This is a genomic window from Acutalibacter sp. LFL-21 (genome assembly GCF_025630755.1).
In the GTDB taxonomy this organism is placed as follows: Bacteria; Bacillota; Clostridia; order Oscillospirales; family Acutalibacteraceae; genus Acutalibacter; species Acutalibacter stercoravium.
Genome location: NZ_JAOTNT010000003.1, coordinates 162,005 through 183,283, shown reverse-complemented (window position 1 = coordinate 183,283; position 21,279 = coordinate 162,005). Strand labels below are relative to the sequence as shown.

The following is a 21,279-nucleotide window of genomic DNA, read 5'->3' as shown; positions in this document are numbered from 1 at the left end:
TTGTTTGGGAAACGGAAAGGACGGCGTTATCTGCCGTCCTTTGTGGGTTCTTCGTCCTCGTCATAAGAGGACTCATCGCTGTACGCCAAATCCTGCTCATAATCTTCCCCGTAACCGTCATCCTCGAACTCGTCCTCGTCCATAGCCGCCTGCTGTTTCGGACGCACGATCTTGAAGTAATAACCCAGCCCGCCAGCAGCTACAAGAGCGATCACCAGGAAGATAATCATGCCGGTATTGTTGCCGGATTTCTCCGTCTCGGCTTGAGGCTGCTCGGTTTCCTCCGGCGCCGGTTCTTCCGTCACTTTCCCCAGGCAGCCGTTCAGGTCATTTTTGCAGACCGGGCAATCGGTATTCACCGCGCCCGCCTCGCATTTTTCCGTACAGTTACAGGTGACAACCTCAATGGCGCTTTCGCTGCCGTTATCCTGCTGGGCCAGGGACAGCAGATCTTCCTCCGTAACACCATTCAGGAAGTAGACGTTTTCCGAATCCCGCTTCCCGTCAATGATAAGGTAAAACACATTTCCGTCCGCGGTGGTGATGGTATAAAACTGCTTATCATCTTCCTGCTCGGTGGCTGAGTCCAGGACCGTGCCGGTGCCTTCCGGGGTAAATGCCCCTTCCGGCACAGCCGATTCCGTTTCGTCCTCCGTAGCAGAGCTTTCAGAAGAAGCCTCTGTTTCTTCCTGGGAGGCCGAAGGGGTCTGGGCGGCCTGGCTGCTTTCCGAATTGCCAGAAGCATTGTTTGATGAAGGAGAAAGCGCGGGCGTTTGGGACGGCGCAGCCTGTGTTGCCCCACTGGAAGATTGGGGCGTAGCAGAAGAAGCCGCCTGGGTCTGCGCCGGTTCCTCATAATAAGGGTTATCCAGCTTTACCTCTTTGGAGCGGTTGCCGGAATAGTCCACCGCGTAAACCGTCACTTCCTTGCCGTCCCCGGCGTAATCCTTCAAGGCCACGGTCCCCTTGCCGTTGACAAGGCTGTTGATACGGGTGTCATCCACATACACCGCCTCCACGCCGGACATATCATCGCTGGCCTCCACCGCCAGTTTGTCGTTATTTAATGTAGCGGAAAGAGTGGGCGGCGTGGTATCGCTGCCCGTGGAAGCGTAAGCGGTGACGGGCAAAGCAATGGCGCTCATGCAAAGCACAAGCGCCGCCAAAACATTCCTCACTTTATTCTTCATGGCCGGCCTCCTGTTCTCCCGCAGGCGGGGCAGCCTCCGGGATCGTGAGGGTGCCCGCCCTGTGCGCTTTCAAAAATTCTGCCAGCTCCTTCGGGGTGAGGTGGAAATCACGGCCAATATCGCCGTAATCCTCGTTCTCCAGCCGGGTCTTTTCCTCTTTGAAAAGCTCCAGCTTTTTTTGCAGGTCTGCGATTTTCTTTTCCGTTTTTTCTATATCCCTTGCGAGTTTGTCAATTTTGGGATTCAATTTATTACCTCCGATCTTTAATTGGTTGAGATACGCCCAAATGCGTAAAAATGTTCGGTCCAGTAGGACGTATTGATATTGGCATACTGTACCGGGTCCCCGGCATGGATCATCTGCCCGTTGCCGATATAGATACCTACATGGGTTACAGGCGTGCCCGCCGAGTAGGTGCCGGTGAAGAAGATCAGATCTCCCGGCTGGGCGTTTTCTCTGGAAACAGGGGTACTCATGTTAAAAAGCCCCTGGGCTGTGGAGCGTCCCACACTGGCAACACCGCTCTGATTGAGGACATAGGAAACAAAGCCGCTGCAATCAAAGCTGTTTGGCCCCGAAGCGCCGAACACATAAGGCTTTCCGAGATGTTTCTGCGCCTCCGTAATCAGCGCCGCGTAATCGCCATCGCCCATAGGAGCGCCGGGATATGCGGGGATCTCCGGTCCGCCCGCGCTGCCGGGGATCAGGTTTGTCCCGGTATGGTCGCCGGTATCGGCAAAATACAGGGGATTAAGGTACTGCCCATCCACCAACACCTCCAGGTGAAGGTGCGGGCCGGTGGAATCACCGGTGCTGCCCACTTTGGCAATGACATCCCCCTGTTTGACTTCCTGCCCGGCAGATACCAGCAGTTCGGAGCAGTGGGCGTATTTTGTGGTTAGGGTCTTGCCGTCCTCCATGGTGCCCTCCAGCACCACGATCAGCCCGTAGCTGCCTGCTTCCCCGGCCTGCGTTACCACGCCGTCATGCCCGGCTAAAATCTCTGTGCCCTGGGGCATCCCAATATCCACCGCCTTATGATAGTTCTTTTCTCCGCTGATGGGGTGGACGCGGTAGCCATAGTAGCTTGTGACATACGGAAGCCAGTTGGTATCGCCAAACACGTTGGAGACATACTGGCGGTTGCCCTTCGTCATCATCAGGACGTTAAAAAGCTGGGCCTGTTCCGCGTTCATGCGGGCGGCGATCACATCGGTAAAGGACTTGGCCGTCAGGTTGACATTGAGAATCCGCCATTCATAAGTCACTTCCACCTCATAGGTCTCGCCGGTGCTGGGGTCTGTTCGGGTTTCCGTGCGGGTGCGGGTTTCCACTTCCTCTACAAATTCGAGGGAATACTGCTCGGCAAAAAGTTCCTGCAGCACGGCCTCCACATCCGCATACTGAAAGGCTTGATAGGACGCGGTGAGGAATCCCATCAGCTCAAAGGGGTTGTGCCCGATATTGCCCACATGGTAGCGGTATTCATCATAGCCGGGGTGGTCTGCTTCGGCATTGTCAATCTGCATCTGCAGGTCAGTTTCCCACTCCGTATAAACCAGCTCGGCATTGTTGATGTCCTGATCTTCCGCGGTATAGCTGGACGCCGCAATCGCGCCGATCCCGCCCGTCCCCATACTGGAACAGGAAGAAAAGAGCGAAAAAATCAGAACGACGATCAGAAACAACAGCGCCGCCATCAGGCAGAGGGCCGGGTGGCGGCTGGCAAAACGACCAACAGCGCCACCGGCTTTTTTCGTGACAGCGGCAGTTTGCCCGGCAGCCTGCCCGGTGCGCCGGGCGGTCCGGGCAGCTTTGGCATATTCCCTTTTTAAGCGGTATTTCTGCCACATGCGGGAAAACACATTGCTCCGTAACTGCGGGTTATCATGGAGGGCCTGCTGGTAAGCCGCCCTTGCGCGGGTTTTCACCGTCTTTTTCTGCAGCCGGGACACCTTGCGGTAAGGCGCGGTTTTCCGGCGGTGGTTCAGGGCGCGAAGCCCGCCCTCGGCCACCAGCTCTGTGCGGTGGGCCGCCTCAATGCCCACATTTTCATGCTCATTCTCATAGATCTTCTTGTGGGCATATCCGATGGCCGCGTTTGCGCCTTTTTTCACCGGGCGCAGAGGTTTGGCGCCTTTTATGTGTTCCTGTTGGGAGATTACCTCTTTTTCAAATTTTAAGCGCCGTTTGGCGTTGCCGGTGGCAGCGTCCGGCTCCACCTCCAGCCGCAGCTTCCGCCTGGCCGGAAGATTGCCTTCGGCCTGTTCCAGCTTCCGGGCAGTCCGTTCCGCCTTCTGCTGGGCCTTCACCAGCTTTTTGCCGGGGGCATCCGGCGGCAGCTCATCCTCGGCAAATTGCAGTTTCGAGGTACGGGGCTGCTCGGTAGCCGCTTCACTGGCGCTGCTGGACTCGGAAAACTTCTGCTGATAGCGGGTATGCCGTTTGCCGGACTTCTCCCGCGGTTCCTCTCGTGGGGCGTCCTCATGGGTTTCCGGCTGCAAATCCTCCAGAGGGGAAGCATCCGCGTCCTCCACTGGCTCCGCCTGCGAGGCGTCACCGTCTTTCGGCCTTTGCTGCCGGGTATGGCGGGCTTTGGCCGAAAGGTCCTCCAAAGAATCAGGAGAATCCCTTGCCTGCCGCAAATCAAAATCCTGTTCCCGGCCACTGATACGGGTTTCCTCGCCGGAGGCCGCGCCCCGTTCCACCAGCCCGTCACGGGTCATCTTGTGAAATTTCTTTTCCTTTGCTCTAAATTCTTCATCCCTTGGCAACTGCATCACCTCCCATACGCCAGGCGGTGAAGAAGATTATCACGTTCCAGCCTCCGCGACTTCCTCCGGGCGGGTTGTCATGATCTGATACAGGCTGGTGTCCTTCGGGAAGTGATCGACAAAGGGGATAATCACGTTTCCGAAAAACAAAAGGCCCTCGCCGGGGCCGCTGTGGGTTACATAGGAAAGCTGCGTCGGGCTGATCCCAAGCTGTTTCGCCAGAATCTGCCTGTCGCCCTGGGCCTGGTTCAGCATGTAGATGAAATCCGAGTTTTCAAAAATGTTCTCGATTTCACGAGAGGCCAGCAGGTCCTTCACATTTTGCGTCAGGCCGCTCGGAATCCCGCCCCATTTTCTAAAACGCTTCCAAATTTCAACGGAAAAAGCACCTGTCTGGCCTTTGAGCAGGAGATGGAATTCATCAATATAGAACCAGGTCGTTTTATGCTTCTCCCGGTTGGCGGTGACGCGGTTCCACACAGCGTCCTGCATGATAAGAAGCCCGATCTCTTTCAGGGCTTTGCCCAAGGATTTAAGCTGGAAGCACAAGACACGGTGACTGTCCATGTCGATGTTGCTCCTATGATTAAACACATTTAAGCTGCCGTTGACATAGATTTCAAGGGCGGTGGCGATATTCTGGGCCTCAGGCTCGCTCTGCTTGCGAAGCAATTCATACAGGTCGCCCAGGATTGGCATATTCTCCGGGCGGGGGTCCTGCAGGTAATCCCGGTAGACCAGGCGGGTGCAGCGGTCAATGATGGTTTTCTCGATAGGGGTAAGCCCATCCTTGCCGCCGATAATCAGATCACACAAAGAAAGGACAAAATCGCTCTTTAATGTAATGGGGTTCTCGTCATCGCTGTAATCCAGGTTGATGTCCAGCGGATTGATATAGTTGGAGGAAGTGGGCGAAAGGTCAATGACCTGCCCCTGTTTCCCAAAGCGTTTTACCAGCGGGCCATATTCATTTTCCGGGTCTGCGATGATGATAGAATCATCCGTCAACAGGAACACGTTGACGATCTCACGCTTCGCGCTGAATGATTTTCCGCTGTTGTGGACGACCAGCCCGTTTTCCAGCAGGAAATTCATATAGCGGGGGACGGTAAGGTCATACACCGGCACTTTTTTCGGCAGTTTCAGCACCGATACCCGCACCGCGGTATGGCCGCCGCTCAATTTCTGGCCTTCCTTCACATCCACCGTCTGCATATACTCCCCGGCGTTATCCATAATGAGATGGCTTTCCGTACAGCGGAAAGTGGTGCCGTCCTCCAATGTGATCTGCTTTAAGACATCCGCATATTTCTCAATACGAATATCCCGCGCCATGGCAGTGATAACCTGGCCGGTTTCGTCATCAAAGGTCTTGACCTCGATTTCTTCCACGCCGCGGGCCAGCAGTTCCTCAAAGGAGGCGGCGCTGCCGTCTGCCAGGAGAATCCGGGTATCACCGGCAAAGCATCCGGGCGTACCAAGAAACAATCCGTTGGGGTTTTTCAGCAGCTTGCGGTTCGCCATAATCAGGTTTGAGGAAATGGCGTTGAGACCGTAATACAATGCCTGCCCATCCTGGAACAATTCGCAGGTGGTAAAGGGTACGAAAATGGCGGTGCTGCTGGTGGTGAGCCCCCGCTGGATCTCGATCTGGTTCTGGCCCAGCGCCAGAGAGGACATAAGGCCCTGTTCCTGCTGGTAGTCCAGGCGTTTCAGCGCGCAGTTGTACTTCTGGGCAATGCCGGAGGCAGCCATAATGTCGCTGAACAGCTTTTGCCTTTTCGGGGCAATGTTCTGTACCAGCACCGTTACCAAAAACATACGCTCATTCCGGGACTGCAGATCTTGAAGCAGATTTTGGGCTTCCTCCCCATAGGTGGCAAGGTCCGTGGGAATGATGTCCATATCATATCCGGCCCGCACCGCCTTTTTCTGCTCCTCGATCTTCATTTTCTGCAAGTCGCTCATTTTCCGTTTGATATTGCGGATCGCCTGGGCCTGGTCGATAGACTGGATATGCAGGTTGATCGTCACCGCATCGTCCAGATCCAAAAACTCTGCCAGCATCCGGTCCGTCAGCTCCGGCGCCAAAATCTGCAGGAAGGAGACAGCGCCGGAATACTCCCCAATGCGGAAAGTCTTGCCGTCTTTGGAGAAGGTGAAGCTGGTGGGTGCGATAAAATCCTTTGTAGAGAGGCCGGTTTTGGCAAGGTCGCTCCAGGAAAACTTTAATTTCTCCTGCCCGCTGGGGTGAAGCTGGCTGTGCAGAAGCTCCAGCCGTTCCAGCCCATTCAAAGAAGCCGCCTGGACGCCCAGGGTCTTAAAGTTGTTCAGCACATCCGCTTCCACACGCTCCAGGCGCATTTTTGCGGTACGCAGGTCGTCCGCCTCAATGCCAAAAGTGATATACTTCCGTTTGGCAAGGCCGTTATTGCCTTTTTCAAGCTGATTTTTGAGCATTTCCGCATACTCACGCCGGATGTCATCGTACTCGTCCCCCTGAGGCGGGATGGCAATGCTCTTGGAAAAGTCCTGCATATTGGCCCGCTGGTTGATAAAGGTGAGCTGAACACTGATGGTGGAATCAAAGTAATTGAGAAAATCACAGTAATTCTCGAAAATCTGCGCCTTGTCATCCGCCTGGGCAAGCTGGTAGTTAATATCGAAAAACTGAATGGTCTTGGTATATAGCTTATCATTGACGCGGCAGATACCGTCCTTGTAGATCTCCCGGTAGGGGATCGTCTGCTGGGCCGTCTGTGGCGCGTCCCGTTTTACTCCACTGAAAAAGCCGCCCTTGCCAGGCGGCTTCGCATGAGGCCCAGATTTCTTACCGGCCTTTTTTACTGCGGACCGGTTTTTTCGCGCCTGCTGGATGTTTGCCTGCAGGCGCTTTTCCTGCGCTTCCTGCTGTTTGGTTTTTGGCAATACTTATTTCCTCCTTCTTCGACATGATTTTATAAAAGTTCCGGGTCTTATATGGGCGCGTCTCCGGCCACAGCCGGTGCCGGATCATATTTTTCAAGATCTTCTCCGCTGGCTGGCCGTCGCGCTCATACATTGCCATAAAGAAAAAGGGCATCATCAGCCCGATCATCAAAAGCACCGAAGCGGTATTTCCGATCACCGTGCGGGTGAGAAAATACACCGGCAGGCCAACCGCCCCGGCAATGCTGAAAAAAATGAGTTGTCTTTTGGTCAGATTAAAAGCAACTTTGGTCTTAACCTTCGTTAAATCTTTTGGAACCGGTACATAGGGCAAAAAATCACCTTCTTTCCTTCAAACGCCTGCCGCCGTAAAAACAGGGCAGGAACAATCCTTGTTTTTTGCTTTACCGCTCTTTCTCGTGGGGCGGCTTTTTATCAGGATCAGGAACACCCATGCGGGAACTCTCACGGATAGCTGCCTGTAGGCGCTCCCGCAGCGAAGATCTTTCAGCCGGAGGCTCAAAGGCTTCATCAATCAGATTTTCCCGTTCCGCATACAGTGTTTTCATAGCCTGCCCGATGTCCTCAAATGGCCCATACCGGCTGATGATTTGCAGCGGGTGGGTGAATTGCAAAAAGAAATCCATTTCTTCCTTGACCGGCGTGTACTTGGAAAGCAAGGCGCCGAAAGTATCGGACAGTGCGGCAATCTCACCCGCGGCATCGAACAGCCTTTCCCGGCTCCAGGATAATGCCTGTTCCCGAAAGCCGAAATAGTCCGATGCCAACGCCTCACGGAAACGGGCAAAGGTCTGGCTGGACTCATCCTGCTTTGGAGCCGGTTCAAACCGCTCATAAGCCCGTATTTCATTCAGCAATTCGCAGATTGGAAAGCTGTGGGCATGGGTGTTTTCCTCTTTGCACCAGCGGGCAACTTCCAACGGGTCCTGAAACGACAGCAGAGCCTCTACCTCCGCAGGCGTAAATTCATGCTCGACTTTCAGATAGTAGTGCAGAGCCGCCAAATCCTGCAATTCATAGATACTGCCGATATTCGTGCTGTCCAGCATATCCGCATGGACTTTCAGGCAGTCATCCAAACGCTCCATCAGCATCCGTTTCGCTTCCTGTTCCAAACTCAAATTTCCTCCTTTCCCGCCGGGAGGGTGATCGTGCAATCGACTTCGTTGCCCCATACATCCCAACCCGGCGTTTTCTGGCGGGCAAAAAGCTCTATCCTGGGCTGGTCGCCCATCAGCTTGACGATCTTATCCCGCACAATATCCGGCTTTTTGCTGTGCTGCTCGATATGGGAAATGACAAATTGGTGGATTCCGGCGCTCTGCCGTTTGGGATGGCCGCGGGTAGCCAGAAGGCACACCTCCGCGTTAGAGCGTGTCCAGAACCCCATGCCATAAAACCAGGTATCAGCTTTGCGGTTTTGTTTCAGCCACAGGAAGGCCAGCGTTTTATACTGAAATCCCCAGGCGTCAATGACGCGGAACGCTTCTTTAAGCTGGGGAAACGTACCCCAAAGAAAAAGTGCGCTGTCCTTGGCCGCAAGGTCCGCAACCGGAAGCGCACAGATTTCCTCAATGCTCATCGTGGGATAATGGTTTTCCGCAACTCCATGGCCCCGCTTCATATCGTACCGCCACGGCGGGTCCGCATAGATGATCCCGTATTTTTTATCCTCCGGCATCAGCGGGAGGGGCCGTCTTTAGAGGCGGCTGCCTTCACCGGCTGGCTTTTCACCTTACCGGCGTTCTCTTTCAAAGCCCCGGAGAGGGAAGGACGGTCATTCATCCCCCTGGCAGCTTCCAAAGTGGCCTGCATTTTTTCAATGGCAGCGCCATACCCCTCCGCAACAGCCTCATTAAGCTGCTTTCGGAAATCTGCCGTGATCGGCTTGCAGATGTCCCTCCAGTTCCCGTTTCCGTCCTGCTGGGAAGGCATGTTGACATACAGCCCTTTCTCACTGGCGCAGACCTTCAAGCCTTCCACCACAAAGCAATCGTTGATGGTAATGGCCGCAAAGCCTACCAGGTTTTCTTTGGGGGTGATCGGGCGCACCCGGACGTCCAGCTTCAAAGGCATGGCATCGTTTTTCTCCGGTGCGGCATTGGAAGCAGTAGTATTCGTATTGCTCATGGAAAATCCTCCTTAAATTTGAATGATATAAGCACAATCAATGTGCGTTGAATATTGATTTTGATAATGAGCCTGTCTTAAACAGGGCAAAGGCCAGCAGCACCGTATAGCCTGCTGTACCCCAGATTGCGGCATGTACGCTGCTGGAAGATGGGATGGATTGTACCAGCACCGCATAGATTGCAACACAGATCAGGATCAGGAATCCCTGGAAGCCAAGGGCGAACAGGGAGCGCAGGTAATTCGTCCCCATCGCTCCCCATTCGCGGTTGGCAAGTGTGGAAAAAGGAATCGGCGCAATGCTCACGGTCAAATAAATTTCTATCATCCTGCCGTAAACGATCACGAAAATCACGATAGACAAAATCCACATGCACAGGTTGATGATGTTAGTTTCCAGCCAAAGGCCGACCAGCTCCCAGATCCCCATAGCTTGAAGCTGTGTTTCCAGGTCGGCCATGGACGCGGCCACATCCAGATTTCCGTTGATGATCCCCGCACTGTTCGCCACCACCGTCTGCGCCACATCGAATACGGCCATCACAATCGTAAAGCAGTTGGTGAGCAGATAGGTGGCAACGAAGGTCTTGAACACCCACTTAAAAATGTTGAAGGTGTCGAATTCGTGCATGTTGTTTTTCTCAAGAATCATCTGGATCAACTCATATACCAGCACAAAGGTAAGGATTATGCCAGCAATGGGCAGCACCACCGTTTCCGATAGCGTCTGGATCATATTGAAAACACCGCTGTTCCAGCCCTGGGGGGTCTGGCCTACCTGTGCGGCCACATCGGTTACTTGGTTGTTGACCGATTCAAAGATTCCCGTAAATTGTCCTGTGATGGCGTCGATTAAGCCCTGTTTTATCCAGTCTGTTATCCAGCCAAATAACCAGTCCATGGACGATTAGAACAAGCCCGACAGAAGCGGAATCAGTGTCATCCCTACCACTGCGATACCGCCGCCAGCCATGAGCTGTTTCATACCCTGGCTTTTAGCTCCGGGATTGTCATTTCCATATCCTTCCAAAAGATTGATGACGCCCCACGCGCCCAAACCGGCGCCCAGCGCAACAACCAAGATCTGCAGGGTATCAATAGCAGAAGTGAAAAAACTCATATTGGGTAATTACCTCCTTATCAAATGAAAAATGATAGTGTTGTGGCCGTTTTTGGCCTGAAACGCAAAAAAAGCCGCCCGCTGCTTGAAGAAAAAACAAACAGCGGGCGGCGAGCGCAGGCGTACATCCTGCGGATTGTGAGTAAATTTAGGAGAATCACGGCTCCTTACCAATAGGCACCTCCTTGAAATGGGCATAAAAAAACAAGGCCCGCCGAAAAGAAAAAGGATTTTGCAAATCGGCGGGCCTATTCGGTATCGTCTGCGGATTCTTCCGCAAGCTCGGACGGGCTGATCTCATAGTTGAGGAACAGATCGTCCGGCCTCACCCGCAAGCGGGTAGACAGGTATTTCTCTATATCGAAAGTGTTTTTCGGGTTGAAATCCGAAAGGTACTTATAATTAGGATGTTTTGTAATATCGTACTTTCTGGACAGGAAGGGCCGGACGCCGCGCACCTGCAGCAGACACTTCCCGCCGTCCATCACGGCAAGCTCATCCATGGACATCAGATCTTTGCCCAGCTTTTGGAAATTCTGCCCGTGGGACTCCTGCGTACCCTTTGTGACGCTGGTGTTATACATATCAATCGTTTCTTTCCCCAGCAGGGCGCTCCAGCTTTTCAGGGTAGTTTCCTCCTTTCCGCCCAGGAACAAGCTGGAATCACAGTTGCCGATGATGGTGTCCATGTTATCCTTATACAGTGCTTTCAACTGGCTCTGCGCCTGCAGCACCAGGCAGGCTGAAATCTCTCTTGACCGAATCGTTGCCATGAGTTTTTCGAGGTTTGGGATCTGCCCAATGTTCGCTGCCTCGTCGATCAAACAGCGCACATGCACCGGCAGCCGGCCTCCGTATTTATCATCCGCCCTTTCACAAAGCAAGTTAAAAAGCTGGGTATAAGCCATGCTGACAAGGAAGTTGAATGTGGCATCCGTATCGGAAATGATAAAAAACAGGGCTGTTTTCCGGTCCCCGACCAAATCCAGCTCCAGTTCGTCATACATGGTGATCTCCCGGACTTCCGCAATATCAAAAGGCGCAAGCCTGGCACCGCAGGAGATAAGAATAGATTTTGCGGTTTTTCCTGCCGCCAGTTTATACTTCTTGTATTGCCTGAGGGCGAAGTGGTCCGGGTCTTTCTGCTCCAAAGCGTCAAAGAGAAGGTCAACCGCATTTTTGAACGATTCATCATCCTCCCGGACCTCCATGGCATTTATCATTTCTATCAGAGTGGAGAAGTTCTGCTCATTCTTGGGAGCCTCATAATAGATGTAGCCGATCAAAGCCGTGTAAAGTAACGTCTCGGCCTTCACCCAAAAATCATCCCCGGATTTTCCTTCCCCTTTCGTATTGGCAATCAGAACTGTCACCAATTTTAATATATCCTTCTCCGAATGTAGATACGCAAAAGGGTTATAGTGCATACTTTTCTTAAAGTTAATGGTATTGAATACCTTGATCTGATACGGCTCATAAACGATCTTGCCTTTCTTATTGCGTAAGGGCTTGCCGTCCTTGCCCAGCTTGGGAGCGCCGCGGGACAGCAGCTTTCCGCACTCCACCAGGACAGTGCCCTTCGGGTCTGTCACTACATAGGAGGAATGGAGCTGCATCAAGTTCGGTTTGATGAAGAAGCGGGTTTTCTGATCGTGATTACCGGATAGCTTTTTATCTATCCCTCCGGGGCTTTCGCCCATTTCCATCGGCATGGCGTCCATGCCCGGCATAGCATACCTTTTCGCCCAGCAAAGACCGGCAGGCGGCGCGGACTCGTGGAGCCGTTATATTCTGCCGAAACAGGGTCAGGCTCTATGCGTTGCGTGTGACTTCCTTTTTACAGGCAAGCCTTCCACTCTGATTAGGGCGCGACACCCTCCCAGGTTTCTTCCGCACTGATACCCTCGACCTGCAGCCGGTATTGATCGAGGCGGCGAAAGCAACGCCCATTCGCGCATTTCAAGCATTGCCTGTCAGTCCACCACTGCCGCTTCCTCCAACGACAAGGACATTTTTATTCCGGGCATAAGCCGGATTTTTGGGCCTGCCGGACATCATCAGCCCCTCCGTCTGGGTCAGAATGATGTTATTTTCCGGCTTGGGGTCCATAAAGGGAGCAATATCCGCTTTCGTGCCCCAGCGGGCGCTCCCGTATTCCACATCCTTCCTGTACTTTTTGGCATTTTTACCTTTCACATAGACCACCAGGCGAACCACTGCGGCGCCAATCAGCCCGATCAGCCAGTCAACCGCCGCGCCGGGCATAGAAGTCTGAAAGGCCAGAGTAAAACCATCCGCCAGCCCCAGCAGCTTTGTGGAAGCGTCAACACCGGGAGCCAGCCGCACCGCTTCGCCAACCTTGGCAAAGAACCAAAGGAATATAAGATAAGGAAGGTTCGGAAGCACATACTTTTTCAGAATATCCGTCATCTTCATCGCTCCGGCCCTCCATGCTCCTTGTTCTTTACAGGATCGCGGGCCATCTTCCTTGCCATCTCTTTGAATTTCGATAACTGGGAGAGAAGGGACGGCCTGTTTTCACGTTTTACCGTCTTTTGCGTATATTTCTTGAAGGCGGCTTCGATAGCATCGGCTTGATTGGCCTTAAAGTACACGGTCCATTTAGGAGGGGAAACACTGACATCCTTCTCCACATGGTAACGGACCTTATATTTCTTTGCATACCGCTCAAAAGAGCGAATCCGTTCCTCAACCTCGATCTTATGGGCGTCCGGCGTCTGTGCCGTAAGGCGGCGCATACTGTTCCGGCCCACTTTTGGGGTATTGCGCTCTTTTTCAATTTTTCGCAAGGCAGCGGCAATAGCAGCCTTCATCACACGGCCCGTCAGCTTTGTGGCCTGGACAGTTACGGATATGGATTTCCGTTCAAGTTCTTCCTGCAATCACATCCTCCTTTCGCATTTATAATGGGTAGAAAATCATCTGGCCTCCGTTTGGAGGGCTTGCTGCCGGGGCGCTTTTTCAAAGTCTTTGGCCGCCTGCGCTACCTGCACACGGGCATGGTCGAGAAACATTTTTAACATGGAACGGGGAGAATCCCGTTCCACCAGCTCACCGGTCATGCCGCTGCACTCGTCAGGCAGGTAATCCTCAATGCCTTTTAAGGCTTCCTCGTTACTGCCGATAAAACCCCAGCAGCTATCCTCCAGCTCGCCGTCTTTATACAGTTCAAAACCGTAAGCCTCACCACGAAGGTAGGAATCGTAACATTCCACCTCTCCGCGCATACAATCCTCGGCTTTCTTCCGGGTGGCAGCAGTAAAGGATTTGCCGCCAAACTCCCGGAGGGCATCTTCTTTGGAGGCATAGATCCATCCAACCTGCCCGCTGTCCCAGGGGCAGGAGAAGCCCGTGGTATTCATCGTAATGCCGCTGTGGTCGTAAAGATACAGCGGCAGCATAAGATACTTCTGTGAGATCACCTTCATTAGCCGTTCATCCACCTGACGCTCATAGTCGGGAGAACCAAAAGGCGCTTTGATTTTGTAATTCATCAGGTCCAGCGCCCGTTCATAGCGGTGGGCGCCCCGTTCATCATCACCCACGGTTTTCAGATATAGATCCCGGAGAAAATCATCTTTATCTATGTAATTATGATGGTCGCCCAAACTATACTGCCGGTGAAAGCAGACCATTTTCCCAAAATTGTCATCCTCACGGGGATTGAATGGGGAATCGTCCTGCTGGACCACCAGCAAATACGGGCCGCGTGTCGCTGTCAGCATCTTTGACCTCCTTCCTGAAGTCCTGGCCCAATGCCTACTCCATGGAAGATCTCCCCCGGTTCAACCATTAAAACCTTCATCTGTGAATATCCTCCTTTTTCTTATCTTGCGCCTTTGGCGGCGCTGCTTTTTCCTGTTTCTTTGCATCCGAGAGCTTTTCCAAAACCGAAGCCCGTTCTGGCTTACCTGAATTACGCCCGGGCGCAGTTACAGATTTTTCCGGCATCTGTCCTTCCACGGTATATCCTGGCAAAAGTGAGCCATGTACAGTAAAATGCTGCTTGTATTGATCTGGAATCGGAGGGGAAATCTCTGTGAACAAATGAGAATAGGCTTTCTTCCGGCCATCCAAATACTTCATGGCAGCATTTTTATCTGTATAGCGTTTCTGACTCTGCCCGGCAATTCTTTCTCCATACCCCTTCTTAGGGGAATTTACATAAACATCCCAGGTGACATACCAAGCAACCGGCACACTCTGTTTCGTTTCCCGATCATATTTCGTATCTTCCCAAACGCTGCAAGTCATCTTATAAACACGGTTGCTGATTTCTTCTTTATCCCGCCAGTTATCCTTTGATTGCCACTGATTAGAGGTATGAGCAACCTCCGGGGTCCGCAGATATTCCAGCGCCCGGTTGATGGTCTGTGTCGCCACCGCCTGCTGTTCCCATTGCTTTGCCGCGGCCAAAACGATCTCATAGGCTTTTTGCTCACCATCAATGCTTCCCTGGCGCATGGCTTCCAAACTTTCCGTGCCCATGGCGATCAAAGCAGAAATATCTACATTTTCGCAAGAAACACTATGTTCCACTTTTAATTCATATCCGGGTTTTAAGTCATCCCCATAACGATAAACACGGTAATCCTTATTTTCTTCCAATCTTTCACCTCCATCAAAGTTCCGGCTCATGGGTCTTATTTTGTTTTGGTGCTGCTGGCGTTTTGCTCTGCTCTTTAGTAGCGGCAAGCTGTCCTAAAATAGAAGGCTTCTCCCCGCCAAAGAGGGAAAGCTGTTCTACATCCGTGATAACCGGCATGGAATCCATACGAGAAGGCGTAGGTTCGGCCACTGGCCGAGTTTCCTCCAATGTCTGCGGGTGATCGGAATGGGTGAGAAAATGCTCCCGCTTTAGGTCCGCGAAAACTTCATCAAAAACCGCATTGATAGCTTTTCGTTCCTCACCCTCCGGGAAGGCTTTCAGAATTTCTATTTCTCCATCCTTGCCGGTAGCAAAAGTAGCGGCGCTGTCGGCGTGGCCCGCCAGGTAATCCGAAATTTCAGGCGCCAGCTTATCTTTGATATAGCAGGCAAAAGCCCTGGCGGTCATCTCCGTATTGCTTTCCCAATAGCCGCCGTCCTTTTCGCACTCTTTACCCATACGGATAGAGTTTTTATAGAAATCCGTTTCTACACGGCCAATCTGCGGAGGTTCCTGTGTCTGCATCCCGGACAGCATACGCTCGAAAATCTCCAGTCTGTCACGCTCACTCTTAGGGATCACCCGCCCGGTAACAGATTTCTTGAAACCGTTTAACTGTTCCACAGAGCCGGGGACTCCTAAAAGAAATTCTTCCCGAAGGACCGCATAAGCCTCCATGTGCATCTCGTCATTTGCCACCCGTTTAAGCGGGGTGAGTACCGCCGAATCCAGCCAGCTTGCCGCATTTTTCCGGGTACGCTCCACCTGCGCCTCTGTCCGGGCCACGGCCTGCTCCGGTGTTTCCGGCTTATATTTCATGGTTTCAATCAGCTTTTTGAATGGCTCATACAGGTGAGAATGTTCAGAAAGAAATCCCTTTGCTCCCATTTTCACGCCCAGGTAATCATCAAGACCATGCCACCACTCATGGGCCAGTGAACCGGCTCCGTGCATTTTGGTAAGATTGATGACCTTCCGCAGCGGTTCATAGTGGGCGGCGGCATTTCCGCTGCCGCGGGCACCAAAGGCAATCGAGAGCGTTCCCTGGTAGGAAATATCCTTTTCACTGATCTGCAGGACAGCCGCCAGGTCTTTAAGAGCGTCAAACCCCATATTCAGAGAAGCGCGCCGGTCATTCTGCGTCATCCAGTTTCCAAACTCGCCGCCCCGGAAAGCAAAGGCGTCAAGATAATCCTGCCCGATCACATCACGCTTTCCGCGGTAATCCGGGCCAGTACGCCGGACGCGGGAAAGCTGCTGCGGTACAAATCGCTGTTTTCCGCTGCCTCCGCGCTGCCTGGCAAGATCCTGTACCCATTTCAGAGCTTCCTCACGGGTGGCAAAATTCGTTTTCAGGATCGTATAGCCCTTCGTGACATAGTAGGTATCGGGAAGCCAGTCATTATTTTTCGAGTAGGTCCTTTTGCCATCATTGAATCGAATATCGTACCCGCGGGGGATCTTTTGCTCGGCAGGAACGCCAAACTGCTTTTTTACAGCCTCCCGAACGATTTTCCGGTCAAAGTCCTGCGTCCCACGGAAATATAGGGCATTTACCAGCTTATCGGTGATTACAGGATTATCCCGCCCCTTTGGGGTGGCCCGGATATACCCGCCGCCGATCCCGTGAGAAATACGCTCACAGTACCCGCCGCCGATGATAAGAGACTCAAAGACGCCCATAGCCTCCTGGACCGTCTGAACCTTTTCAACAGCTTCCTGCACCTGACGGACGGTTGCAATGTACTCTTTCTGCCGCGCCAGGCGCTTCTCCGGTGTATCATCAGAACGCAGATAACGCGGGGAGGCGTTCAGGCTGTCACGCACAACTTTCCGAAAGTACAGAATATCCACCGGGACGCCGGATTGGATTAAGGCATTATAATCCGGCTTTTTCCAGACATTATCTTTTTTTACATACTTATCGGCCTCGCGCTCGTTCATCCCCAACAGGTCATCCACATACAGGCCGCGGGCTGCCCAAAGGTCCTTTTTGGCGCCGCCGATCTTTTCACCGAAATCTTCATGTACGATTTCTTTCGCCATCTAACTCCACCTCCTTTATCAGCGAGAGTATATATTTTTTTGCTTCCGGCACATTAGAAAAAGCGCATGGCCTTCCAGACAGATAGGCCAGCGCCCGGTTCCATTCAGATATAGGATATAAATGGTTATCCATTTCAAGCACGATCCCGAAAGCGGGGAGCGTACACCAAAGCCGCAGATCCGAAATGAACACATCCAGCCGGTCAGCAAGGGTGTCAAGCAATCCCATTGCCATGATACCTACCGTTCCGCTTTGCTTACAGCAGGCACAGCTTTTTTCGCTGGCGGCTGCACCTTCTCGCCATTTTCCTGCATAGCCCTTAAAACGGAGGGCCTGCGTTCAGCGGATTCCTGCAAACGGGTTACACTGTCAATGGCTTTTTCGATACTCCTTTGGGCGGCGGTCATGCAGGCACGATCCGCTTTATAGGGAGCCGCAATCACCTTAGAAAGCCTGCCGGGGCTTTTGACCTCGGCCACCGGTTCTTTGCCCACCAGGGCGCGGCCCATGTTTTTCAAATGCCTGCCCGCCTGATGGTATTCAGCGGAAAGGGTCTGGATCTTGGAAACAGCGTTATCGTCAATACGAATACTGTTATCAATCGCTTTCCTGATCCCTTCCAGCATGGGTTTGACATGGAAAAACCGGGAAAGGCCATCCAGGGCAGAAGTGCCGCGCTCTTTGAAAGCCGAAAGAGCTTTCTGGCAGCCTTCGATAATGTGATCTTTCAGCTCCGCCAGCTTTTGGCGCATATTGGAGATATTATCCTCCAGCGATTTACAGCTCTTTTGAAGCACTGCTTTCAGAGAGCGGTTCTGCACCTGTTGGAGCTCCTGGCGCATAGTTTTCAATTCCTCTACGGCCTCGGCCAACCGGCTTTCCAGTTCGCCAACATGGGCAACCATTTCAGCAAAATCCTTGCCGCTTGGGGAAGGGTTCTCTTTCAGGACGGCCAGCAATTCCTTCACATACTCATTTTCCACAAGAAGCTGTTTGTTCCTTCGCTTCACTCGTCTGGCGTCCTCCTTTCTCCGGGCAGCTTTCCCCGGCAATCTTACTTACGATTTCCGGCCCGGATTCATAAATCTGCATCAGCCTCCGGGCCATGCTGCAGGGACGGGCCGCGCCCGTTGTCCAGAGGCGCACCGTGGAAGGGGTGACATTCATCAGCAGAGCAAAAGCTTTTTCATTAGTTTCCAGCTTTTTCATCAAAGCCTTAACCATGGATGGGCTGTACTCCGGGCAGCGGGCAGCCCCGGCGATTACCTGAATCGCGGATTTGTCGTTATTCATTGGGTTTCCTCCTAAATTGAAACAGCCGCCTGTTTCTGGCGGCTGGCGTGTTTTTCTTCGCGGATCGCTTGAAGCGTGCGCTGTAATTTCTCATTGTAGTCTTTCCCGCTGCGGGGAGGATTGACAGACACCCGGATTTTTGAAAACCTCTGGTCTGATTTCAGCAGTGTCTTGATTTTCCGGGCGTTGACCCGGCCCGCAAGGTCATTATCCAAATAGAGGGCAACACGGGTGATCTCCGGGTGGCACTCCAGGAAAGCGACCAGGGCCACAGGGGAGGTCCCACCCAGGGAAAGCCGGTAGCCATTCCATTGCCAACCCTCCAGCTTTTGAAGCGTAGCATGGGAGAGGGCGTCAATCGGAGCCTCAAAAACCGCCAGATGGCGGCTGCCCGGCTGATCCGGCGGGTAGCAGAAGCTAAACTGCTTATTGCTGCCGCTGATGTCCTTTTTCAAGTCACCTGCAATTCCGCGGACGCAGGCAAACCGGCCCGTACCGGTATCATCCCGGCCAACAAAAACGCAAACCGCCTCGTTGTTATAGCGGGACTCATAGAATAGGCCCAACTGCATACACCGTCTGATGATGTCCGAATGGACTCCCCGGCGTTGGAGATAAGAAACAGCAAAGGTGGCACAGCGTTTCCCCCTGGGGAGGCGGAAGGGCTTTTTCTCCACCGGTTTCCGCTGTTCCCGGCTGCCGGAAGCTGTATAATGAGAAACAGCAGGGGTTCCGCTGCCTATCAGCCGTTCCACAGCCTCCACAAAGCTGTACCCGCGGATTTCCATGAGGTAATCCACGGCATTGATCTTTCGTCCACGGCTGTTCCAGTACCAGTAATTTTTACTCGCCACATAAACCAGGCTGTCATGTTCATTATGACGATAATTGGCGCCTTCCTGTTTCAGCACACCGCTTTCGTGAGAAAGTAGATAAGCCAGCAGATCAACTTCCCGTGCCTGGTCGATCTGTTCCTGGCTTAACTTCGGCATAATTTCAGCGTTTCATGGATTTTCATGGCGCTCGGCCTCCTTTCTGTAATTTTTTCATGTGAGTACGCAGGCAGCTCCCGTCCGTACTCCAGCACACAAAACCATGTGAAGGAAAAGGGCAGCCTGCACAATCCGGTTTCATCGTGCAATACATTTTTTCGGTTTGAGGACGCTTTTCCTCCCGCCTGGAAGCATATACCGGGCGTCCGTTTCTTTTGCCCATAGATGCATCCCCCTTTAGCCGTAAAGATCGTGATTGACTTCGGCCCGGTAATAGCTGTCCATGGTAGCCGGGGCGTTATAGAGAGCCGCCAGCAGATAGGACTTGATATTCCGAACCTTGGTCGTGTTATTATCCAGGCAGTCGAACACATACTCCACATGAGAGAAGTTCACTTTCAGGAAGCGGCTTTTTACCACCTCGCGGGGGTAGTCATCCCCGGCAATGCGGATATATGGCCGCTGCGAGAGGACCGTCTGCAGCATCAGCTCAACCAGCTCGTCCACACGCTCATACCCATACCGCTGGACAAGAGCCTCAAATTCAATATTTTCTTTGATAATCTCCCGGTAGGTATCTATCCTATCAATCCTATCCCTATCCATCTCCGCGTTACCATCAGGCGTTCCTCCAGAGGCCGGATAGATTGATGGATGGATATTTGATATATCCGTAATTGATTTTTCAGTAATTGATTCTTGTATATTTAATTGGGCGGGTTTTTCCTGTTCAGGTTTTCCCAAAACAGGATTTACCTGTCTTGGATTTACCTGTCTTGGATTTTCCCGTTTAGGTGGCAGAATAGCGTCCTGCTCATCAGGAAGCACAGGTTTCTCATGGATGACATACTCAATATCGCCCAGTCTGCCATGCGCGTCACGGAGCCGCTGCCGGGTAAGATACCCTTGCTTTTCCAGCTCCTTGATCGCACTGCTGATAGAATCCACCCCATCTTTACAGATATGGGCCAGCCCCTTAGTCGTATAGTCCCAATTATCAGGCAAGGACAACATCAACGACAGCAGCCCCTTTGCCTTCAAAGACAGCGACACATTCCGAAGATGGTGATTGGACATGACCGTAAAATCTTTTGTCTTTTCAACTCTGAACACTGCCATTTGACATCCTCCTTCCTGGCAAGTCTTTATACTGAGCAGCAACTACAAATCTCTGTCTTTATGGTCGTAATTCAAATAGCCATTGTGTACCTTGGCATGATTCTTTAGCTTGATAAAGCCGCGTTCCTGATTCTCCAACGCTTTCTGATACCCTTCATCCGTAAGAAACAGGCGCATCTTATCGCCTTTATAGCCGACAGGGGATTCAAAAGAAAGCACATCAAAGACAACCATGTGGCGTACCTGCGGGTCAAACCGCTCCAGGGCCATAATGTCATGGCCTTTCAGTTTTTCAGCGCCGGATTGCTGCCGGGCCAATGCAATTCGCTCGCCCATAGTGCGAGGGTAAGGCAGGTGGTAGTTCTTCTGGATGTCCTTCACCAGATCCATGCACTGTTCATCCGACAGAACCCGCAGCTTTGCCATGAGGCCCCGCACCATATCACGCTGCTCCGGGTTACGGGTAAAACGGGCTGTCATATACAGTTCATCCAGCACTTTGGCCTGGCAGTCGCCGTCAACCTGAAACAACTGCCTTTTTTCTTCTTCGTTAAGTTCCATGTGAATTTCCTCCTTCTGAAAATGGGCGCAAAAAAAGGGCGCCCATCAGATTAGATGAAACGCCCTGACAAACAGCGGTCCGGTAAAACACCGCACCGCTGCTGTAATATTCAATTTTGTCTTTTAGGTAACACCTCCCATCATTCGACAGATTTTTCGTTGACTATCAAGGTTGGAAAAGGAATTGAATAGGCAACGACAAACGCTGAAACCCTTGAAAACACTGGGTTTTTCCGTTTGTCTTTATTATACCGTAAGGGCACAGCCATATCAGCCTGCTGATCGATATGGGATTTACAGCCCTGGCCATCGCAGAACGAGTAGGGCACGAAAGTATCGACATCACCTATCGGTATGCACATCTGTTTCCGACTCGCCAGGTGGAAATGGCCGATAAACTGGATTCACTGAAAAATGAGAAGGGAGAGTAAGAA

20 protein-coding genes and 5 pseudogenes are annotated in these 21,279 nt (G+C 52.4%); 1 reads left to right on the top strand and 24 read right to left on the bottom strand.

The genetic code is table 11. The features are described 5' to 3' along the window. Nucleotides 1–26: 26 nt before the first annotated feature. From ODJ80_RS04820 to ODJ80_RS04715, 24 genes and pseudogenes are all read right to left on the bottom strand, one after another. A complete protein-coding gene (locus ODJ80_RS04820; protein ID WP_263041147.1) occupies nucleotides 27–1,190 on the bottom strand; it encodes a CD1107 family mobile element protein in 1,164 nt (387 codons plus the stop codon). Beyond that, the gene (locus tag ODJ80_RS04815) at nucleotides 1,180–1,437 is read right to left on the bottom strand and encodes a DUF4315 family protein (protein ID WP_087180100.1); all 258 of its coding nucleotides are present in this window, start codon (nucleotides 1,435–1,437) and stop codon (nucleotides 1,180–1,182) included. The genes ODJ80_RS04820 and ODJ80_RS04815 overlap by 11 nt, the downstream gene beginning before the upstream one ends. 17 nt (nucleotides 1,438–1,454) lie before the next feature. Next, on the bottom strand, nucleotides 1,455–3,971 hold the full coding sequence (locus tag ODJ80_RS04810) for a CD1108 family mobile element protein (RefSeq protein WP_263041146.1): 2,517 nt from the start codon (nucleotides 3,969–3,971) through the stop codon (nucleotides 1,455–1,457). A 33-nt stretch (nucleotides 3,972–4,004) separates the two neighbouring features. After that, the gene (locus tag ODJ80_RS14185) at nucleotides 4,005–5,180 is read right to left on the bottom strand and encodes a VirB4-like conjugal transfer ATPase, CD1110 family (RefSeq protein ID WP_442863897.1); all 1,176 of its coding nucleotides are present in this window, start codon (nucleotides 5,178–5,180) and stop codon (nucleotides 4,005–4,007) included. 30 nt (nucleotides 5,181–5,210) lie between these two features. Further along, nucleotides 5,211–5,453: pseudogene (locus tag ODJ80_RS14180) on the bottom strand (Hint domain-containing protein); the annotation flags it as partial. Next, nucleotides 5,433–6,842 (bottom strand): annotated as a pseudogene (locus ODJ80_RS14175) (VirB4-like conjugal transfer ATPase, CD1110 family); the annotation flags it as partial. The pseudogenes ODJ80_RS14175 and ODJ80_RS14180, both read right to left, overlap by 21 nt. Next, nucleotides 6,796–7,227, bottom strand: coding sequence for a PrgI family protein (locus tag ODJ80_RS04800; protein ID WP_263041144.1), 432 nt, complete (start codon nucleotides 7,225–7,227; stop codon nucleotides 6,796–6,798). The pseudogene ODJ80_RS14175 and the gene ODJ80_RS04800, both read right to left, overlap by 47 nt. Nucleotides 7,228–7,297: 70 nt before the next feature. Next, on the bottom strand, nucleotides 7,298–8,008 hold the full coding sequence (locus ODJ80_RS04795) for a hypothetical protein (protein ID WP_263041143.1): 711 nt from the start codon (nucleotides 8,006–8,008) through the stop codon (nucleotides 7,298–7,300). Between the two features lie 23 nt (nucleotides 8,009–8,031). Next, nucleotides 8,032–8,595 (bottom strand): MT-A70 family methyltransferase, encoded by a 564-nt coding sequence (locus ODJ80_RS04790; RefSeq protein ID WP_263041142.1) that lies wholly within the window; start codon nucleotides 8,593–8,595, stop codon nucleotides 8,032–8,034. Next, entirely contained in the window at nucleotides 8,595–9,044 is a 450-nt protein-coding gene (locus ODJ80_RS04785; RefSeq protein WP_263041141.1) for a SpoVG family protein, read from the bottom strand. Before ODJ80_RS04785 ends, ODJ80_RS04790 begins: the two co-directional genes overlap by 1 nt. A gap of 37 nt (nucleotides 9,045–9,081) precedes the next feature. Further along, a complete protein-coding gene (locus ODJ80_RS04780) occupies nucleotides 9,082–9,945 on the bottom strand; it encodes a VirB6/TrbL-like conjugal transfer protein, CD1112 family (RefSeq protein WP_263041140.1) in 864 nt (287 codons plus the stop codon). Between the two features lie 6 nt (nucleotides 9,946–9,951). Then, entirely contained in the window at nucleotides 9,952–10,164 is a 213-nt protein-coding gene (locus tag ODJ80_RS04775) for a Maff2 family mobile element protein (protein ID WP_117493307.1), read from the bottom strand. A gap of 248 nt (nucleotides 10,165–10,412) precedes the next feature. Beyond that, nucleotides 10,413–11,816, bottom strand: a pseudogene (locus ODJ80_RS04770) (VirD4-like conjugal transfer protein, CD1115 family); the annotation flags it as partial. A 328-nt stretch (nucleotides 11,817–12,144) separates the two neighbouring features. Beyond that, nucleotides 12,145–12,600 (bottom strand): annotated as a pseudogene (locus ODJ80_RS04765) (VirD4-like conjugal transfer protein, CD1115 family); the annotation flags it as partial. After that, nucleotides 12,597–12,998: a PcfB family protein gene (locus tag ODJ80_RS04760; RefSeq protein ID WP_263041139.1), complete on the bottom strand. Its 402-nt coding sequence runs from the start codon at nucleotides 12,996–12,998 to the stop codon at nucleotides 12,597–12,599. The gene ODJ80_RS04760 and the pseudogene ODJ80_RS04765, both read right to left, overlap by 4 nt. 105 nt (nucleotides 12,999–13,103) lie before the next feature. Continuing rightward, on the bottom strand, nucleotides 13,104–13,910 hold the full coding sequence (locus tag ODJ80_RS04755) for a hypothetical protein (protein ID WP_087242584.1): 807 nt from the start codon (nucleotides 13,908–13,910) through the stop codon (nucleotides 13,104–13,106). A gap of 76 nt (nucleotides 13,911–13,986) precedes the next feature. Continuing rightward, nucleotides 13,987–14,793, bottom strand: a complete 807-nt coding sequence (locus ODJ80_RS04750) for a hypothetical protein (protein WP_263041138.1) — start codon at nucleotides 14,791–14,793, stop codon at nucleotides 13,987–13,989. Nucleotides 14,794–14,806: 13 nt separating this feature from the next. Continuing rightward, nucleotides 14,807–16,879 (bottom strand): LPD1 domain-containing protein, encoded by a 2,073-nt coding sequence (locus tag ODJ80_RS04745; RefSeq protein WP_263041137.1) that lies wholly within the window; start codon nucleotides 16,877–16,879, stop codon nucleotides 14,807–14,809. Further along, entirely contained in the window at nucleotides 16,857–17,114 is a 258-nt protein-coding gene (locus ODJ80_RS04740) for a hypothetical protein (RefSeq protein ID WP_263041136.1), read from the bottom strand. Before ODJ80_RS04740 ends, ODJ80_RS04745 begins: the two co-directional genes overlap by 23 nt. Nucleotides 17,115–17,119: 5 nt before the next feature. Continuing rightward, on the bottom strand, nucleotides 17,120–17,890 hold the full coding sequence (locus ODJ80_RS04735; protein WP_263041135.1) for a DUF6674 family protein: 771 nt from the start codon (nucleotides 17,888–17,890) through the stop codon (nucleotides 17,120–17,122). After that, a complete protein-coding gene (locus ODJ80_RS04730) occupies nucleotides 17,853–18,173 on the bottom strand; it encodes a helix-turn-helix domain-containing protein (protein ID WP_087182600.1) in 321 nt (106 codons plus the stop codon). Before ODJ80_RS04730 ends, ODJ80_RS04735 begins: the two co-directional genes overlap by 38 nt. An 11-nt stretch (nucleotides 18,174–18,184) precedes the next feature. Continuing rightward, the gene (locus tag ODJ80_RS04725) at nucleotides 18,185–19,165 is read right to left on the bottom strand and encodes a toprim domain-containing protein (RefSeq protein WP_263041134.1); all 981 of its coding nucleotides are present in this window, start codon (nucleotides 19,163–19,165) and stop codon (nucleotides 18,185–18,187) included. Nucleotides 19,166–19,402: 237 nt separating this feature from the next. Next, nucleotides 19,403–20,284, bottom strand: a complete 882-nt coding sequence (locus tag ODJ80_RS04720; protein WP_263041133.1) for a helix-turn-helix domain-containing protein — start codon at nucleotides 20,282–20,284, stop codon at nucleotides 19,403–19,405. A 42-nt stretch (nucleotides 20,285–20,326) separates the two neighbouring features. Next, complete coding sequence (locus ODJ80_RS04715) at nucleotides 20,327–20,845, bottom strand: DUF5720 family protein (RefSeq protein WP_087182604.1); 519 nt, start codon at nucleotides 20,843–20,845, stop codon at nucleotides 20,327–20,329. A gap of 260 nt (nucleotides 20,846–21,105) precedes the next feature. On the opposite strand from ODJ80_RS04715, the pseudogene ODJ80_RS04710 reads away from it, so the two are divergent. Continuing rightward, a pseudogene (locus ODJ80_RS04710) lies at nucleotides 21,106–21,276 on the top strand (site-specific integrase); the annotation flags it as partial. Nucleotides 21,277–21,279: the final 3 nt, after the last annotated feature.

Excerpts from the sequence above, each read along its gene's own strand:
- ODJ80_RS04820 (WP_263041147.1), bottom strand. The coding sequence starts at position 1,190 with ATGAAGAATAAAGTGAGGAATGTTTTGGCGGCGCTTGTGCTTTGCATG.
- ODJ80_RS04810 (WP_263041146.1), bottom strand. The coding sequence starts at position 3,971 with ATGCAGTTGCCAAGGGATGAAGAATTTAGAGCAAAGGAAAAGAAATTT.
- ODJ80_RS14185 (WP_442863897.1), bottom strand. The coding sequence starts at position 5,180 with ATGCAGACGGTGGATGTGAAGGAAGGCCAGAAATTGAGCGGCGGCCAT.
- ODJ80_RS04795 (WP_263041143.1), bottom strand. The coding sequence starts at position 8,008 with ATGCTGATGGAGCGTTTGGATGACTGCCTGAAAGTCCATGCGGATATG.
- ODJ80_RS04790 (WP_263041142.1), bottom strand. The coding sequence starts at position 8,595 with ATGCCGGAGGATAAAAAATACGGGATCATCTATGCGGACCCGCCGTGG.
- ODJ80_RS04785 (WP_263041141.1), bottom strand. The coding sequence starts at position 9,044 with ATGAGCAATACGAATACTACTGCTTCCAATGCCGCACCGGAGAAAAAC.
- ODJ80_RS04780 (WP_263041140.1), bottom strand. The coding sequence starts at position 9,945 with ATGGACTGGTTATTTGGCTGGATAACAGACTGGATAAAACAGGGCTTA.
- ODJ80_RS04775 (WP_117493307.1), bottom strand. The coding sequence starts at position 10,164 with ATGAGTTTTTTCACTTCTGCTATTGATACCCTGCAGATCTTGGTTGTT.
- ODJ80_RS04760 (WP_263041139.1), bottom strand. The coding sequence starts at position 12,998 with ATGAAGGCTGCTATTGCCGCTGCCTTGCGAAAAATTGAAAAAGAGCGC.
- ODJ80_RS04755 (WP_087242584.1), bottom strand. The coding sequence starts at position 13,910 with ATGCTGACAGCGACACGCGGCCCGTATTTGCTGGTGGTCCAGCAGGAC.
- ODJ80_RS04745 (WP_263041137.1), bottom strand. The coding sequence starts at position 16,879 with ATGGCGAAAGAAATCGTACATGAAGATTTCGGTGAAAAGATCGGCGGC.
- ODJ80_RS04740 (WP_263041136.1), bottom strand. The coding sequence starts at position 17,114 with ATGGCAATGGGATTGCTTGACACCCTTGCTGACCGGCTGGATGTGTTC.
- ODJ80_RS04730 (WP_087182600.1), bottom strand. The coding sequence starts at position 18,173 with ATGAATAACGACAAATCCGCGATTCAGGTAATCGCCGGGGCTGCCCGC.
- ODJ80_RS04725 (WP_263041134.1), bottom strand. The coding sequence starts at position 19,165 with ATGCCGAAGTTAAGCCAGGAACAGATCGACCAGGCACGGGAAGTTGAT.
- ODJ80_RS04720 (WP_263041133.1), bottom strand. The coding sequence starts at position 20,284 with ATGGCAGTGTTCAGAGTTGAAAAGACAAAAGATTTTACGGTCATGTCC.
- ODJ80_RS04715 (WP_087182604.1), bottom strand. The coding sequence starts at position 20,845 with ATGGAACTTAACGAAGAAGAAAAAAGGCAGTTGTTTCAGGTTGACGGC.